The sequence below is a fragment of the Arsenicibacter sp. R0_47 genome, from assembly GCF_057652235.1.
On sequence record NZ_JBYFCJ010000026.1, the window covers coordinates 72,873 to 86,915 of the forward strand.

Annotated in this window: 15 protein-coding genes; 12 read left to right on the forward strand and 3 right to left on the reverse strand. The window is 45.6% G+C overall.

Annotated elements, in window-relative coordinates; all coding sequences use genetic code 11:
• Window positions 1-160: 160 nt before the first annotated feature.
• The 10 genes from AC23NW_RS28395 to AC23NW_RS28440 all read left to right on the forward strand — a co-directional run bounded on the left by AC23NW_RS28395 (window position 161) and on the right by AC23NW_RS28440 (window position 8,349).
• On the forward strand, window positions 161-1,105 hold the full coding sequence (locus AC23NW_RS28395; protein WP_487453822.1) for an SH3 domain-containing protein: 945 nt from the start codon (window positions 161-163) through the stop codon (window positions 1,103-1,105).
• 347 nt (window positions 1,106-1,452) lie between these two features.
• Window positions 1,453-2,379, forward strand: a complete 927-nt coding sequence (locus tag AC23NW_RS28400; protein ID WP_487453823.1) for a serine aminopeptidase domain-containing protein — start codon at window positions 1,453-1,455, stop codon at window positions 2,377-2,379.
• A 177-nt stretch (window positions 2,380-2,556) separates the two neighbouring features.
• On the forward strand, window positions 2,557-3,045 hold the full coding sequence (locus AC23NW_RS28405; protein WP_487453824.1) for a hypothetical protein: 489 nt from the start codon (window positions 2,557-2,559) through the stop codon (window positions 3,043-3,045).
• A gap of 382 nt (window positions 3,046-3,427) precedes the next feature.
• Window positions 3,428-4,228: a lipid II flippase Amj family protein gene (locus tag AC23NW_RS28410; protein ID WP_487453826.1), complete on the forward strand. Its 801-nt coding sequence runs from the start codon at window positions 3,428-3,430 to the stop codon at window positions 4,226-4,228.
• Window positions 4,229-4,396: 168 nt separating this feature from the next.
• Window positions 4,397-4,648 (forward strand): hypothetical protein, encoded by a 252-nt coding sequence (locus tag AC23NW_RS28415; protein WP_487453827.1) that lies wholly within the window; start codon window positions 4,397-4,399, stop codon window positions 4,646-4,648.
• 334 nt (window positions 4,649-4,982) lie between these two features.
• A complete protein-coding gene (locus tag AC23NW_RS28420; protein ID WP_487453829.1) occupies window positions 4,983-5,414 on the forward strand; it encodes a MarR family winged helix-turn-helix transcriptional regulator in 432 nt (143 codons plus the stop codon).
• Window positions 5,415-5,419: 5 nt separating this feature from the next.
• Window positions 5,420-6,214 (forward strand): class II aldolase/adducin family protein, encoded by a 795-nt coding sequence (locus AC23NW_RS28425; protein ID WP_487453830.1) that lies wholly within the window; start codon window positions 5,420-5,422, stop codon window positions 6,212-6,214.
• Window positions 6,215-6,289: 75 nt separating this feature from the next.
• Entirely contained in the window at window positions 6,290-7,360 is a 1,071-nt protein-coding gene (locus tag AC23NW_RS28430) for a bile acid:sodium symporter family protein (RefSeq protein WP_487453831.1), read from the forward strand.
• A 60-nt stretch (window positions 7,361-7,420) separates the two neighbouring features.
• Window positions 7,421-7,549 carry a lipid II flippase family protein gene (locus AC23NW_RS28435; RefSeq protein WP_487453858.1) on the forward strand — a complete coding sequence of 43 codons (129 nt, stop codon included), beginning with the start codon at window positions 7,421-7,423 and terminating at the stop codon, window positions 7,547-7,549.
• Between the two features lie 92 nt (window positions 7,550-7,641).
• Entirely contained in the window at window positions 7,642-8,349 is a 708-nt protein-coding gene (locus AC23NW_RS28440; RefSeq protein WP_487453833.1) for a hypothetical protein, read from the forward strand.
• A gap of 272 nt (window positions 8,350-8,621) precedes the next feature.
• On the opposite strand, the gene AC23NW_RS28445 is transcribed toward AC23NW_RS28440, so the two are convergent.
• Window positions 8,622-9,545 carry an NADP-dependent oxidoreductase gene (locus tag AC23NW_RS28445; protein ID WP_487453834.1) on the reverse strand — a complete coding sequence of 308 codons (924 nt, stop codon included), beginning with the start codon at window positions 9,543-9,545 and terminating at the stop codon, window positions 8,622-8,624.
• A gap of 102 nt (window positions 9,546-9,647) precedes the next feature.
• On the opposite strand from AC23NW_RS28445, the gene AC23NW_RS28450 reads away from it, so the two are divergent.
• The gene (locus AC23NW_RS28450; protein ID WP_487453836.1) at window positions 9,648-10,016 is read left to right on the forward strand and encodes a winged helix-turn-helix transcriptional regulator; all 369 of its coding nucleotides are present in this window, start codon (window positions 9,648-9,650) and stop codon (window positions 10,014-10,016) included.
• 107 nt (window positions 10,017-10,123) lie between these two features.
• Here the strand turns inward: AC23NW_RS28450 and AC23NW_RS28455 are convergent, their stop codons facing one another.
• Both AC23NW_RS28455 and AC23NW_RS28460 read right to left on the reverse strand, forming a co-directional pair.
• Window positions 10,124-10,939, reverse strand: coding sequence for a hypothetical protein (locus tag AC23NW_RS28455; protein WP_487453837.1), 816 nt, complete (start codon window positions 10,937-10,939; stop codon window positions 10,124-10,126).
• An 87-nt stretch (window positions 10,940-11,026) separates the two neighbouring features.
• Entirely contained in the window at window positions 11,027-12,034 is a 1,008-nt protein-coding gene (locus AC23NW_RS28460) for a nucleoside hydrolase (protein WP_487453839.1), read from the reverse strand.
• 82 nt (window positions 12,035-12,116) lie between these two features.
• Here AC23NW_RS28460 and AC23NW_RS28465 point away from each other — a divergent pair, with 82 nt between their 5' ends.
• A complete protein-coding gene (locus AC23NW_RS28465) occupies window positions 12,117-13,979 on the forward strand; it encodes an outer membrane protein assembly factor BamB family protein (RefSeq protein ID WP_487453840.1) in 1,863 nt (620 codons plus the stop codon).
• Window positions 13,980-14,043 lie beyond the last annotated feature (64 nt).

Sequence of the window (14,043 nt, forward strand, 5' to 3'; positions counted from 1 at the left end):
TGCAATACGGAGGCTAAACTGTTATGCAGTTTCATGTACATCGCCGGGCAGTATTACTGACACAAAAATCAAAATTTAATATATTTCTAAGCCGCTGAGTATGTTTGATCTACTCACAACTCTATATTCTTGTAGCACAGTCAACCCTAACCTTACCACTATGGATTATTATACCGAACGAAAAACGGAGGAAGAACAAGCCCCCGAAAAACGCTCCCAGCGCTATGCGCTGCTGGCCCTGCTGCTCCTCCTGCTCGGCTCCCTCGGCTGGGGCATTTACCACTGGAACCAGGGGACCGAACTGAAAGCGGCCAACAACACCCTGACCAAACAGGCCGACTCATTGCTGACCACGAAAAAGACGCTGGAGCAGGAAGTCAGGACCATCTCCGGTCAGCTGGAAACGGTACGGGACGAAAACAAATCGCTGAACGAGAACCTTGCCGGTCTGACCAATACGCTGGCCGAAAAAGACCGCGTGCTGACGCGGCTGAAAAAGGAAAACAACTCGCTGGGTTCGCTGAAAAAGCAGGTAAGCGAATTGCGGAAACTGCGGGCAGCGCTGGCCGGACAGCTCAATACCCTGACAAATGATAATCAGCGGCTCGCCAGTGAAAACCAGCAGCTCCGCGAGAAAAACGACGCGTTGCTGGTCGAAAATCAGATTCTTAAAAGCAAACCGGAGAAGGTCGAAGAAAAGCCGAAAGCACCCGTGTTGCGGGCCAACTCCCTGCGCGTCGAAGTCATCCGCCGCCGCGACAAGCTGACGGTAAAGGCCCGCCGCGTGCGCAAAATTGCGGTTATTGTTGACCTTCCCGACGAACTGGCAGACGCATCGGCTGGCAAACAGACGATTTATGTCAGCCTGAAAGATATGGCCCAGCGCCCGCTGAAAGCCGAGGACAGCCGGCAAGTGACGGTCGATGCCCCGGGGATCATGAACCCCGTCACCGTCCACATGAGCCAGGTGGTTGACGTCTCGAAAGCGGGTAAGCGGCTAACGTTCCCCTATGAGTTGAGCGAACGCCTGAAGTCAGGCATTTATTCGGCCGAGCTCTTTACAGACAAGGCCTTTCTGGGCCGCGTCGAGTTCCGGTTGCAGTAACGGTCGCGGGCCTCTCCGATTGGGGAGGCCCGGATTTTTTGGAGGGGGGGGTTACCATTACGCTACACAGAGAGTTTGAAGAATTCCCAAAGCCGATGAACGGGCTATGAAAGTCATACGTGTTTTGTATTGTCCGTAAAGCAGTAAACTTGCTGACAATACAGAATACACTATTCGTATTTTGTATTGTACAAGCTAACTACCTAAAGCCAAACAGCCCTCATCCACCTCTATATCAGCCGTTTGTGTGGCAAATAAGTTGAATTCTTGGAGAACTTTGACAATTTCTTACTTTTGTCTTAGATAGGCACAAGTTGCGTCTATTTGGGAGTTAGTGGTAATTTTAAATGACAGTACAGACAGCAATGAAAATATACAGTAAGTCACACTTCAAAGACGAAAAAACTGACCGAAACTATTTTGAAAATTGGGTATCACAATTAGAAAAAAATAACGGCAGGCAATATGAGCGTTACGAAATCGAAACATCGCTTGGTAAAACAATAGTTTGGGGTATTCACACAAAAGAAGAACACTCGGACACATTAGTAATTTTCCCAGGAGCAAGAACCACTTCATTAATTTGGGACTTTGACAAAGGTCTTGACAACCTAAATCATAAAATGAGAATTTTTATGATTGAAACGAATGGACTTCCAAATTTAAGTGACGGTTCAACACCAGACATTAAATCACTGGATTATGGTATTTGGGCAACCGAAGTTTTTGACAAACTAAATATTAAAGATGCTTTTATTGCTGGAGCTTCATTTGGCGGACTGATTTGTATGAAATTGGGAATAGTAAGTCCAGAAAGAATAAAGGCAGCATTTTTATTAAACCCTGGTTGCCTACAACCCTTTTCCTTGACCATTAAAAATCTCTATTTTAATATTCTGCCAATAATAAAACCGACTAAAATAAATGTATCAAAATTTCTTGATAAGGCAATTTTTTCTAAACCACATCATAAGCTGTCCGACTTTTCAGAAAAAATGCTTGTCGACTATGAAGTTTTCGCAATAAGTCGCTACAAGGATAGGACGCAAAAACCTTATTATATGAACAGGCAACTTGAAGAAGTTAAAGCAGAGACATTTTTACTTGTTGGTGATAAAGACCTTTTATTTCCTTATCAAAACTCAGTTGCCAATGCCAAAAGGCAGATTAAAACACTGATAGAAACAAAAATATTCAACAGCGTAGGACACGGAATTGAAACATACGACAAAGCACTAAATTATATTGGAGAGAAAATAAAAAACTACCACTAACAGTACCTTGCCAAAAGCGGGGCGTTCGTGGTGGCAGAAACTTTTCGGCTCCGAATGAACATTAGTGCTAGCTTGAAAGGTCGGTGCTTCAAAATCCACGCCTTCGGCAAGCTGCAAAACGTTAGCGGTCAGCTTAAAGAGGACACAGACACATAACACAATTTAAAAAATAGAACTATGATTAAAGCAAATGTCATTATTACGGTTTTACTGACAATTTCATTCCAAACATTTGGACAACATCTTGGATTAACTTTTCAGAATGCAGAGAAACAAGGAATTTCAATAAAGCATTTAGACAGTGTCTACACGAGTGCAGTGCATACTGACACTTCACTCGCAGTTTTCAAAACTGAATCTGCACAAGAAGCAATGCAGCAAGCATATATCAAACTATTGCAGGACTTTGGTAAATTCCTTTCAGAGAACAATTTTAAATGGGAAAAGCCGACAAGGTGCTTTAATAAAATATACTTTAACGCAGACGGAACAATAGATTATTTTCTGTTCAATTTTCTTGGCAAACCTGAAGACAAACCTGCTGAAAATATTGAAAAGGAATTTCAAAGATTACTGAATGTTTTTATCTCAGACTACAAATTTTCTCTAACTGCTAAAACAAAGTTCGCCCAATGCAGTCCGACAACCTATATGCAAAAAAAATGACAAATATTATTGCCTACTGATTCTGTAAAATGATAAACGAAACAACCATAATAGAAAGCCGAACCGCTAACAGCCGTTTTGCAAAAGCGGGGGTTAAGTGCTTCTATGACAGTGAAGTGGTTAATCAAAATTTAGTGCTTCGTTTGAAGTTTAGTGGTGAAAGTTGCCACCTTCGCCAAGCCGCAAACCGTTAGCGGCAATGCCCAGTTCTCCCGCGGTTGTAGACAGCTCCCACCTATTTAATAATTCATGCCAATCTAACTTACGGATTAGAGAACATCTCTCCAATATGTAGAAAATATGAAAAATGGGGCTCTCTAGTCAAATTTTCACCCTTCGGGTAGCCTCAAACCGTTAGCAACAAGGCAAACAGACACCAACAATGACGACACAAATCGTAATCGTATTACTGCTGACATTTGTAATCAACCTGATTACGACACTATCGTATTCGGTTAGAATAGTCGGTATCCGGACAGGACGGATTGCTATTTCCTTTGCCTTGTTTAATATTCTTGTGCTTGTATCGAGAACAGCAAACGGTTTTCAGGCACCGCTTCTGGCAAAGACAGTCGAGAATGACATTAAAATAGGTGTGCACGACAACATTGAGACGTTTCGGCTTATCATTCTTTCCTGTACCATGGCTACACTTATCGGAGCCTTTCTCATTCCGACATTTCAACGGATTTTGTCGAAAGCAGTCGTTAATTTCAGCGTTCATAAATCAATGGGAAAGCTGATACTGCATGGCTTTTCTAAAACAGGTATTCTGTACTTTAAAGACAATTTGACGATTCCGCACAAGGACAATATCGCTCAACTAAAAATCGACAGTGAATTCCCCTGGAGAATCTTCATTTTAAACATTTTCGCCGTTGCGATCCTGACAATTGGTGTTTTATCTGCTGTTTACGCTTCCTATCTGAACCCTGAGTATAGAACTACAGCGAGTAACCTGTCGGCGTTCATAAATGGTTTTGCGACGATTCTGATGTTTGCCTTTATAGACCCGCATTTATCAGCCATGACAGATGATGTAACATTGGGGCAATGTTCAGAAACAACATTCAGGAAATATATCGTGTATATGACGATAGCCCGACTGTTCGGGACAATGCTGGCGCAAGTATTATTTTTACCAGGCGCTCAGCTATTAGCGTGGACAGCGACACACCTATAGCCGGAAGGAAATGACATACGACCGGCACAGGGTTGGCCTCAGGCGGAGTAATGTGCGCCCCCGCACCCTTGTACTCCGGAACCCACCCAAATAAAGCCCTGAACCGTTAGCGGCAATTGAGTCGGTACTATCCACAAAAACGACTAAGGCTATTGAACAGAATACCGTATGGACAACTTAACAACGTTGATTAAAGCGTTAGAGAAGGAGAAAGCAAGCCTTCAACAACTTATCAACGAGGCTGTAAACCAGCAGGAGTTTTTAAGTGCTCATTTTCATTTCGAGGCCCTTACGCAACTTAACACCCGGCTTCAGACGTTGAAAACCCTTGACGATGATCTGTACGAAAAGAAGTATTTCCTTAAAACTGGTGAGGGGACGTTAAACTGGTCATCTGGCAAGGCTTGTGATAAATACTGACAAATCCGGTATACCTGAGCCTGATACACCTCAATGCCCGGCAGTTTTTCAGCAACTTCGGGCTCTTGTTTATAAACAGTCAGGCCCCCCGGCAAGGCGAGTTTATCCTGTAAGGGCTGCTTCAACAGCCTTAAACTGGCAAACTAAATGACTGACTAACAACTATTTGAAGTTAGTCGTATCGGCTACGGATACTGTGTTATCGCTTGTGTTTGGGGACAGGCCCAGTTGCAGGGCTAAATTTTGAACTATACTCATCCAAAATTATATTTTAATGTTTTTCTGGATTTTAATTGATATATCAATTATATTTGCATCAAACAAATAACTCAACATGGAAAAAATAGACGAAATAATTTTTTACACCTTAGAAAAGTCAATTAAGGTCTATCGAAAATATGCTCAAAACCAAATCTTAAAAAATGGCTATGATATTACGATTGACCAATGGCTAGTGTTAAAAACCTTGCAGGAGAATAAAAATCTTTCACAAAATCAGATTGCAGAGCTGGTATTCAAGGACTTTGCATCTATTACCAGAATAATCGAATTATTATCCAAAAAAAAATATATACAACGTACAATTAACAGCAACGATAGAAGAAAGTTTGTCTTGGATATTACAGAAGAAGGAAATAAAATTATTGAAAAAATTTACCCGATTGTGATTGAAAATAGGGCAAAGGCATTAACAGATTTTAATTTAGAAGAAATAAATAATTTAAAGGCTCAACTAGATAAAATAATTAACAACTGTAAAAACTAAAAATAATGGAAAAGTCAAATCTACCTCCGCAAATACCTATGCCCCAAGGCATTCCACTTCGTTTGGAATTTGATTCTATGGAAGATGCACGTGAACACCGCAAGAAAATGCTTATAGCATCGTTCCGGATTTTTGACAAATTTGGCTTTAATGAAGGAGTTGCGGGACATATAACAGCTCGTGACCCCGAGTATACCGACCATTTTTGGGTAAATCCTTTTGGTATAGAGTTCGGGAGTGTTAAATTGTCGGATTTAATATTGGTTAATCATTCGGGGCAAGTAGTAGAAGGCAAATATTCGGTTAATAAAGCAGCATTTGCCATACACTCTAATGTACACAAAGCTCGTCCAGATGTTATTGCGGCCGCACATGCCCACTCTGTTTATGGTAAAGCTTTTTCTTGTTTGGGCAAGACCTTAGATCCCATTACTCAAGACGCCTGTGCATTTTTTGAAGACCATGCCATTTATACTGAGTTTGGAGGTGTTGCAGGTGAATTAGATGAAGGTGCAAGGATTGCAAAGGCATTAGGTAAAAATAAAGCAGCCATTCTCCAAAACCATGGACTTATTACAGTTGGGCAAAGCGTAGAAGAAGCTGTCTGGTGGTTTGTAACAATGGAACGCAGTTGTCAAGCTCAAATATTAGCTGAATCAACGAATACACCAACCATAAAAATTGATAGTGAAACAGCTCTTCAAGTGCGTCGAGATACTGGTTATCCGCTTGCTGGAATGTTCAGTTTTCATACACTTCTGCAAAAAATCGAACGACTTATTCCAAATCTGTACGAATAATTATTCATTTAACCCTTATTGACTCAAAATGCTAGGGGTAACACAATTACCTTGAAAGTATATCATTGTTTTCAAATGAAAAATTTATTCAGGCTATTGCTCGTTTGCTCCTTCATTTTGGGACTTATTTCCCTAAGTATATTGATTTTGGGTAATAATAGAGGAGATATTGGTCCTTATATCATTGCCGCTTTGGTTTGTTTTGCCATTGGAGGAATGAATAACTCTAAGCTTAAACAAACCACGTTTATTTCGTGGACATTTGCAGTGGTAGCTTTAGGTATGTTTTATCCACAATATTTTCAAAAAGCTGGAGATTTTAAACTGAACACTTTGGTAGTGCCTTTACTTCAAATTATAATGTTTTCCATGGGAACTGAAATGAGTTTGAAGGATTTTGAAGGGGTAGTAAAAACACCAAAAGCAGTAATAATTGGTTTGGTAAGTCATTTTACAATTATGCCAATGGTAGGTGTAATTATTGCAAAAAGTTTTGGTTTTCCACCCGAAATAGCAGCAGGTTTTATCCTGGTTGGCTGTGTACCTTCGGGGGTTACGTCCAATGTAATGGCTTTTATAGCTAAGGCAAACTTACCATTATCAATTACAATTGCCACAGTTTCTACGTTGATTGCTCCCCTGATGACGCCTCTATTAATGAAAATATTGGCTGGGCAACTAATAGAAATTGATTTAATGAAAATGGTGCTTCACGTTCTCGAAATTATTATAGCTCCTGTGATATTAGGGTTGGTTGTCAATAAATTAATTCGGAACGGGGTTTCTTGGTTGCAATCAATCATACCAACTTTATCAATGTTAGGTATGCTGTTGATAGTTCTCTTAATTGTATCATCTGGTCGAGATAATTTACTTAATACAGGCCCTTTGCTCTTTTTGGCTTGTATGATTCACCATACTACCGGCTACTTATTTGGTTATTGGAGCGGACGATTGACAGGTCTTGATGAGGCCACATGTCGAACAATTTCATTGGAAGTAGGTACTCAAAATTCGACACTTGCCTCAGTTCTTGCTTTGCAAATGGGTAAAGTTGCTACTGTTGGCTTAGCGGCGGTAATTTCTATTCCCTGGATTACAATTGAAGGAACATCCTTAGCAAATTGGTGGCGAAATAAAGAATAGCCTAATCAGGGACTTTCTCTTTGTAAAATGAGAGAGTCCTATTTTGCTTTTTTATTTTCCATGATAAAAGCAGCTACCAGGAAATATATTGTGTATATGACCATAGCCCGACTGTTCGGGACAATGCTGGCGCAAGTATTATTTTTACCAGGTGCGCAGCTATTAGCGTGGAGGGCAACACGCATTTAGAACGCAAATGCCGAAACACCATGAGTAACGTTATAAGACTACTACTACTAATCTGCCTTCTATTTCCCGCTACTGCATCTGCAGAATGTACAATGGCAGGACTTTGGGTTTTTCCGGGCGGACAGACAATTAAACAAAACTCAGTTTTTATTCTTAACGGCTATGCTGAAAGCCAAAAAATAATTTTAGGCCTTACTAAAAAGTATCCTATTTATCTTAAGAGTAGAAATAAAAAAATCAAGCTCATTGTAACTGAAGTACATTATGGACAATTTCATTTAACTCAGGCAGTACTGAAACCCGAAACAGAATTAGAAGCCGGACTTAGCTATACAATGCATATTGACAGCTTACCAAAATACGAGAGATTTAATAAATACAACAAAATAACACAAAAATATGAACCGGTAACGTATACGGTTATTTCAGGAAAAGATGTTGAAAAACCTCAGCTATTGCAAAAGCCAAAAGTCTTAAAAAAGACACTTGTCTTTTTTGGCTGCGGTCCCTCTATTCACGTTGTTTTTAGTAGTCCGGCAAAAGATGCCTCAGAACTAATTGTAAAGACAACCGTTAAAAATATTAAGTCAGGTAAAGAAACAACCTACTATGTAGAACCTGAGGGAGACAAATTAAAAATAGGCCACGACATGTGTGCCGGTGCCTTTGATTTTGACGATAGTAATCGTTATGAAGTGGAGTTTTCCTTTATGGATGCATCAGGTAACATTACAACCTGGACTGGTGAAAGAATAAAATTCACAAAACCCGGGAAGGTATCAAGTTATCGGGACGAGTAAAAATCACAATCATGTTTGAAGAAATTATTGTACTCGTAGTTTCAATTGTGTTTATAAGCAGAAAACAGCGCGGGAAACATGGCAGGCTACCCCTGAATGTAAAATGCTCGTAAACTGGAAAGCACTGACAAACTCCTTGTAAAAAGCCGTTTTGTATCGTTTGTGCCCAAATATGCCTATGCAAACATTATACGTATCAGATGAGAAATGTATGCCCGGAATTCCTCATCTGATACGTGTAAAAGGCCGCTAACGTTCTTGAAATACGTCGGTTAACTTACCGCTAACACTACCTTCCCGTTTACACCACCTGCCGAAACCAAATCCTGAGCTTGTGCCGCTTCGGCCAATGGCACTATTTTAGACACAATAGGTTTGATTTTGCCCTCTTTTACCAGTTGCAATCCGTTCTCTACGTTTCCCGAACTGAGGTCTGACGAAACAAACCGGGCGTCTACCTGATATTGCCGGGCTAATTCGGGTGATGGCATTCCTGCAATGCTCAGTAACTTTCCACCTTGTTTCAGTACCTCAAATAGTTTGGCTTGTGCAGGTCCTCCCGCACAATCTGCTACCAAATCGACGGTAATACCCTGTGCAGAAATATCCGTTGTTTTGTAATCAAAAACTTCGTCCGCGCCTAACGCTTTTACCAGATCTACGCCGCTGCCTGATGCGGTGGCATATACATAAAGCCCTTTGTTTTTTGCCAGTTGTACCATCGTTGCTCCCACTGATCCGGCAGCCCCTTGAATCAGCACCTTTTGCCCTTCCTCTAACTTACCTTCGGTAAACAGAATACTTTCGGCGGTGCCAATGTTTACGGCCAGCGACGTGGCTTCTTCAAAGGTCAGATTATCGGGCTTATGGGAAACAAAGTACTGGTTAGCAACCACAAATTCAGCATAGGCATTTGCCATGGTTACGGCTATTACCTCATCGCCAACGGCAAACTTTTTAACATTATCGCCCACGGCGACCACAATTCCCGCCGCATCTAACCCCGGCACAAACGGCAGCTGAACCGGCCGCATTTGCTGCATATAACCCATCCGGATTTTAATGTCCAGCGGATTGACACTTGCTGCCTTTACCTGTATCAGAACATCATCGGCTGTTTTGATTTCCGGTTGCGGTATGTCATTGATTGTCAACACATCTGACAAGCCAAAACCTTGATATTGTATCGCTTTCATGTACGTTTTCATTTAACATCGTTTGATCATACAAACTTAGTACCTTTGCCTACATAACCTGTATTGGCAATATTAATGTGTATAGGCTAACATAATAGACTAATGGAAAATACAGTAATCAGGAAGACAAAAGAGTTTATGCCCGGTAATTGTCCGGTGGTGTATTGTATGAATATTATTGGCGGAAAATGGAAGCCAAGTATTATCCATATGATCAGAACGGGTAGAAACCGCTATAGCATATTACTGAAAAATATAACCGAAATAAGTAAACAGACGTTGACCAACCAATTAAGAGAACTGGAAGCGGACGGCATTATTGACAGAGTAATTTTCCCCGAAATACCCCCCAGAGTCGAATACACCATTACCGACTATGGCAAAACCTTATTGCCCATAATTGACAGTATGTATCAATGGGGTATTCAGAATATGAAAACCGACAACAAAGGATACTGCGATGCTACGTAAAGCTGCCAGGTATTTTCTGCCGGCGGTAGGTTAAGCTACCGCCGGCAGACGGGCACTAAACGATAAATCCTTAGTCACGGCATTCGTCGACCTATCACAATCCTTTTTTACAACACCGACGCCAGCAGTCCCAGTAATACCACGCCGCCAAGGGTAGCCAGCCAGGTCCGGAAATAGCGGCGGCCTTCGCGTTTTCGTTCGTCGCGGGCCATGTCGCGGTATAGCTTCAGGTCAGGTTTCAGCGCGCGGATCAGGAAATAGATGCCGCCCGAAAGCACGCCCGTACCCAATAAAAACACCAGTGCGGCCAGAAACGCTTTTTCGGCACAGAGCAGCCCGCAGGCCAGCGGCACCGAGAAATAGGCCAGCGTAAGGCCCAATAGGAATAATAAAATGTAGCCGATGCGGGTACCGGTCAGGTTCTGGCCGGCCGGTGTATCGTCGCGGCGGAGCCTGTTCCGGAACACGTTGTGCTTCGTTTCCTGCCGCAACGCCTTTTCACGGATATAATCGTTTTCCGTAGCGCCAACGGTCCGCCCCGAATCGCCGGCGGTTTCGATACGGCTGTAACTGCCCAGTCCGCCCGACGGGTGCAGGGTCTGCGAACGCTCTGCCCAAATCGCCCCACAAGCCATAAACAGGCATAAATTCAGCGTAAATACCCCGAACAGACCGGCATACTTCATCCGGCGCGACAACGGTCCGACGATTTTTCCGTAGTCCTGCATGCCGGCGGCAATCCCGACCAGCACCACCACCAGTCCGTGCAGCAACCAGGGCGACAGTCCCCCTGCCGGTTGTTCTGCGGCCCAGACACCGGCTCCGATTGTCACGCCGAGCAGCGCATTCAGGATTTCAAACAGAATGATCAGGCCGATTGCCGGCAAGGTATGGCGGTGTGCCCAGATTGAGATACGTTTCATAGTGGTACAGGGAAAAGGTTTTGGTGTTGTACTGCCAGCCGGCAGCGTTTACCCCTAAACCACTGGCCTCCAGCTTCGTTCAGTTTCCTATTTTCCGGCAGGCTGGTGCTGCATCAACCGGTCAATGATGGCCGTCACCTGCGGTACCGGCATGGCAGGAACAAGGTAAAAATGGCCCTTCCCCTGCTCATCCCAGGTATTTGATCCGTCAGCGGCCACCCGCATCCGCCCCGGTTTCAGGGTGTAGTAACCCGTGGTGCCCTTAATGGCGACCAGCACGGCGGTCTGATCCCAGCTCATGCGCCCATGGCGGTCGCCTTCCGCTTTGGGCAGGCAAATGGCAAATACATCCTTAACCGGACTGTTCCTAATGGCCGGATTCTGCACCAGCGGCAAGCCCGTTTTTATTTCCTTCCCGATATCAAACCCGCTCAGGATGATCTCCGTCGGCCACTGCCCGAACACCTGCTGAGAAGCACCGGCATCCTTATGCACGTTAAACTCGCGGCCGTTGGGAAACCATCCTGCCATACTCACCAGCCGGGCCACTTTCCGCGCAACCAGCTCCCGTCCGGTCAGCGGTGAGTACCGGTCGCCGGGCGAGGCCAGCAGGTTAGCCAGATTGGTCAGGAAGCCAACGGTGACAATCGTGACGCTGTGGTCGGGTTGCCGGGCCAGTACCTGCCGGTAAACGGTTACGGCATCGGCCGCTTGCTCGTTTTGAGTGATCCGGTGCGGGTAGCGAACCACCAGCGTATCGGACCAATGCTGAAAATCCCCTTCGTTTACCGCCGCGCCTTTGGGCACGCCGATGGGTATACGCGGACGCTTGAAATACGTGTTGAACACATCCAGCACCGCTGCCACCCGCGGGTAGGTGGTGCTGGCGACGGTCGCCAGAATTTGGGCCTGCCCGCTGTCGGCGAGGGCATGTAACAGGGCAATAGCCCCCACATCGTCATAGTCAGGCCCCATGTCGGTGTCGAAAATAACCGGTACCGGCGACCGGCGCACCGGCGGCCGGCGCTGAGCAGTAGCCGTCGCCGTGCAGACAGCCATCAGAATGAGCGTAGAGAAAAGGATTCGGGTCAGCATTTTCTTAACTTGCAACCACATCGGGCATATACGTGACAAACCGTTTATCAGCCGCCTCATGTGAATTACTTTATCAAGCGTTATGCATACCAAAGCACTCCTTTTCCTTTTTCTATCTTTCTGCCTGTCTCTCAGCTTGTCGGTGGCCCAGACGCCGGCCGAACGGCCCATCCGCTTTGCCTTTGTGACGGATACGCACGTGGGTGCACCGGTTACCGCCGCTGAAGACCTGCAACGCACCGTGGCTGACCTGAACAACATGACCGACATTGATTTTGTGGTCTTTACCGGTGACGTGACCGACTATGGCTCCGACGAAGAGTTCCGGCAGGCGAAACAGATCATCGATGGACTGAACAAGAAGTGGTATATTTTTCCGGGCAACCACGACACCAAATGGTCGGAAAACGGCTGCAACAGCTTCCGGAAGTTCTTCGGGGCCGAGCGGTTTTCGTTTTCCTTCGGTAAGTACCGCTTCATTGGCTGCGGCAGCGGTCCCAACATGCGGATGTCGCCGGGGCTGGTGGCCCGTGAGGACGTGCTCTGGCTCCGGTCGGAGGTGGCGCAGCTGAAAGGGACAAACCAGCCGGTTATTTTCATGAACCATTACCCGCTCGATGAATCGCTGGCCAACTGGTACCTGATGATCGACGAGCTGAAAAAGACTAATATTCAGGCGGCCATGTGCGGCCACGGCCATGCCAACCGCGCCATGGACTATGAAGGTATTCCGGGCACGATGGGCCGGTCGAACCTCCGCGCCAAAGACGCTGTCGGCGGTTATAACCTGGTGACGATTCAGAACGACATCATGACGTTTGAGGAACGGACGCCGGGCGGCGAAACCAAACCGGTCTGGCGGACAATCCCGTTGCGTGACCACCGGTTTGCCAACGAAACCAAAACCTACCCCCGCCCTGACTTTCAGGCTAACACTACGTACAGCAACGTTAAAGCAGTCTGGGAGAAACAGGATAGCAGTGATGTCGGAGCCGGTATTACGGAGGCGAAAGGGCTTTGTATTTACCCGAACACGCAGGGCTACATTGTGGCGCTGTCGGCCAAAACCGGCGATACAGTCTGGAAATTCGCGACCGGCGGCAAGGTCTACTCCACCCCCGCTATCGACGGAAACCACGTTGTCGTGGCCTCGACCGACGGGGTTGTCTACTGCCTGAACCGCAAATCCGGCACCCTCATCTGGAAACAGGAAACCGGCAAACCCATCGTTGCTTCTCCATTGATTGATGGCAAACGGGTGTTTATCGGTAGTTCGGAGGGGAAATTCCGCGCGCTGTCGCTCAAAGACGGATCGCCGCTCTGGGCGTTCGGCGGCATCAACGGATTTATCGAGTCGGTGCCGGTGGCCGACAAACACAACGTTTACATCGGTTCGTGGGGCTCCAGCCTGTATGCGCTCAACAAGGCAACCGGTGACCTGGTCTGGACCTGGACCAACAACAAGCTCCGGAATTTTTCGCCGGCAGCCTGTGTACCAGTACTCGTCAACAACCGCCTGTTTATCCAGACACCCGACCGCACCGTAACGGCCATCGACGCACAAACGGGCAGGGAAATCTGGAAAACCAGCGAGCACAAGGGGTTTGAGTCCATCGGCGTATCGGCCGACAAGGCGCTGATTTATGTGAAGTGCATGCAGGATTCGGTATGGGCCATTCCGACCGCGTCGATGGATGGCAAAGGCAGCTGGTTCGTCAATTGCCGGTATGGCTACGAAATCAGTCCGTCGCCGGTAGCCGAGCTGGATAACTTCCTCTACGTGCCGACCGACGACGGGGCTGTGTATGCGATTGATAAGCCGACGAAGCAGGTGGCGTGGGTCCACAAGCTGTCGAATGCGATGGTGAACCGCATCTGGCCGCTGGGCAAACGCGAACTGCTGGTTACGACCATGGACGGCAAAATAGCGCGGCTGAAATATTAATTTACGACTGGATAAATTATTGATTTTAAACGTCGACAGGATTACAGGATGAACAGGATATAGA

What these genes read in the sequence shown, in the direction of transcription:
- AC23NW_RS28395 (WP_487453822.1), top strand. Translation starts at nt 161, where the DNA reads ATGGATTATTATACCGAACGAAAAACGGAGGAAGAACAAGCCCCCGAA.
- AC23NW_RS28400 (WP_487453823.1), top strand. Translation starts at nt 1,453, where the DNA reads ATGACAGTACAGACAGCAATGAAAATATACAGTAAGTCACACTTCAAA.
- AC23NW_RS28405 (WP_487453824.1), top strand. Translation starts at nt 2,557, where the DNA reads ATGATTAAAGCAAATGTCATTATTACGGTTTTACTGACAATTTCATTC.
- AC23NW_RS28410 (WP_487453826.1), top strand. Translation starts at nt 3,428, where the DNA reads ATGACGACACAAATCGTAATCGTATTACTGCTGACATTTGTAATCAAC.
- AC23NW_RS28415 (WP_487453827.1), top strand. Translation starts at nt 4,397, where the DNA reads ATGGACAACTTAACAACGTTGATTAAAGCGTTAGAGAAGGAGAAAGCA.
- AC23NW_RS28420 (WP_487453829.1), top strand. Translation starts at nt 4,983, where the DNA reads ATGGAAAAAATAGACGAAATAATTTTTTACACCTTAGAAAAGTCAATT.
- AC23NW_RS28425 (WP_487453830.1), top strand. Translation starts at nt 5,420, where the DNA reads ATGGAAAAGTCAAATCTACCTCCGCAAATACCTATGCCCCAAGGCATT.
- AC23NW_RS28430 (WP_487453831.1), top strand. Translation starts at nt 6,290, where the DNA reads ATGAAAAATTTATTCAGGCTATTGCTCGTTTGCTCCTTCATTTTGGGA.
- AC23NW_RS28435 (WP_487453858.1), top strand. Translation starts at nt 7,421, where the DNA reads ATGATAAAAGCAGCTACCAGGAAATATATTGTGTATATGACCATAGCC.
- AC23NW_RS28440 (WP_487453833.1), top strand. Translation starts at nt 7,642, where the DNA reads ATGGCAGGACTTTGGGTTTTTCCGGGCGGACAGACAATTAAACAAAAC.
- AC23NW_RS28445 (WP_487453834.1), bottom strand. Translation starts at nt 9,545, where the DNA reads ATGAAAGCGATACAATATCAAGGTTTTGGCTTGTCAGATGTGTTGACA.
- AC23NW_RS28450 (WP_487453836.1), top strand. Translation starts at nt 9,648, where the DNA reads ATGGAAAATACAGTAATCAGGAAGACAAAAGAGTTTATGCCCGGTAAT.
- AC23NW_RS28455 (WP_487453837.1), bottom strand. Translation starts at nt 10,939, where the DNA reads ATGAAACGTATCTCAATCTGGGCACACCGCCATACCTTGCCGGCAATC.
- AC23NW_RS28460 (WP_487453839.1), bottom strand. Translation starts at nt 12,034, where the DNA reads ATGCTGACCCGAATCCTTTTCTCTACGCTCATTCTGATGGCTGTCTGC.
- AC23NW_RS28465 (WP_487453840.1), top strand. Translation starts at nt 12,117, where the DNA reads ATGCATACCAAAGCACTCCTTTTCCTTTTTCTATCTTTCTGCCTGTCT.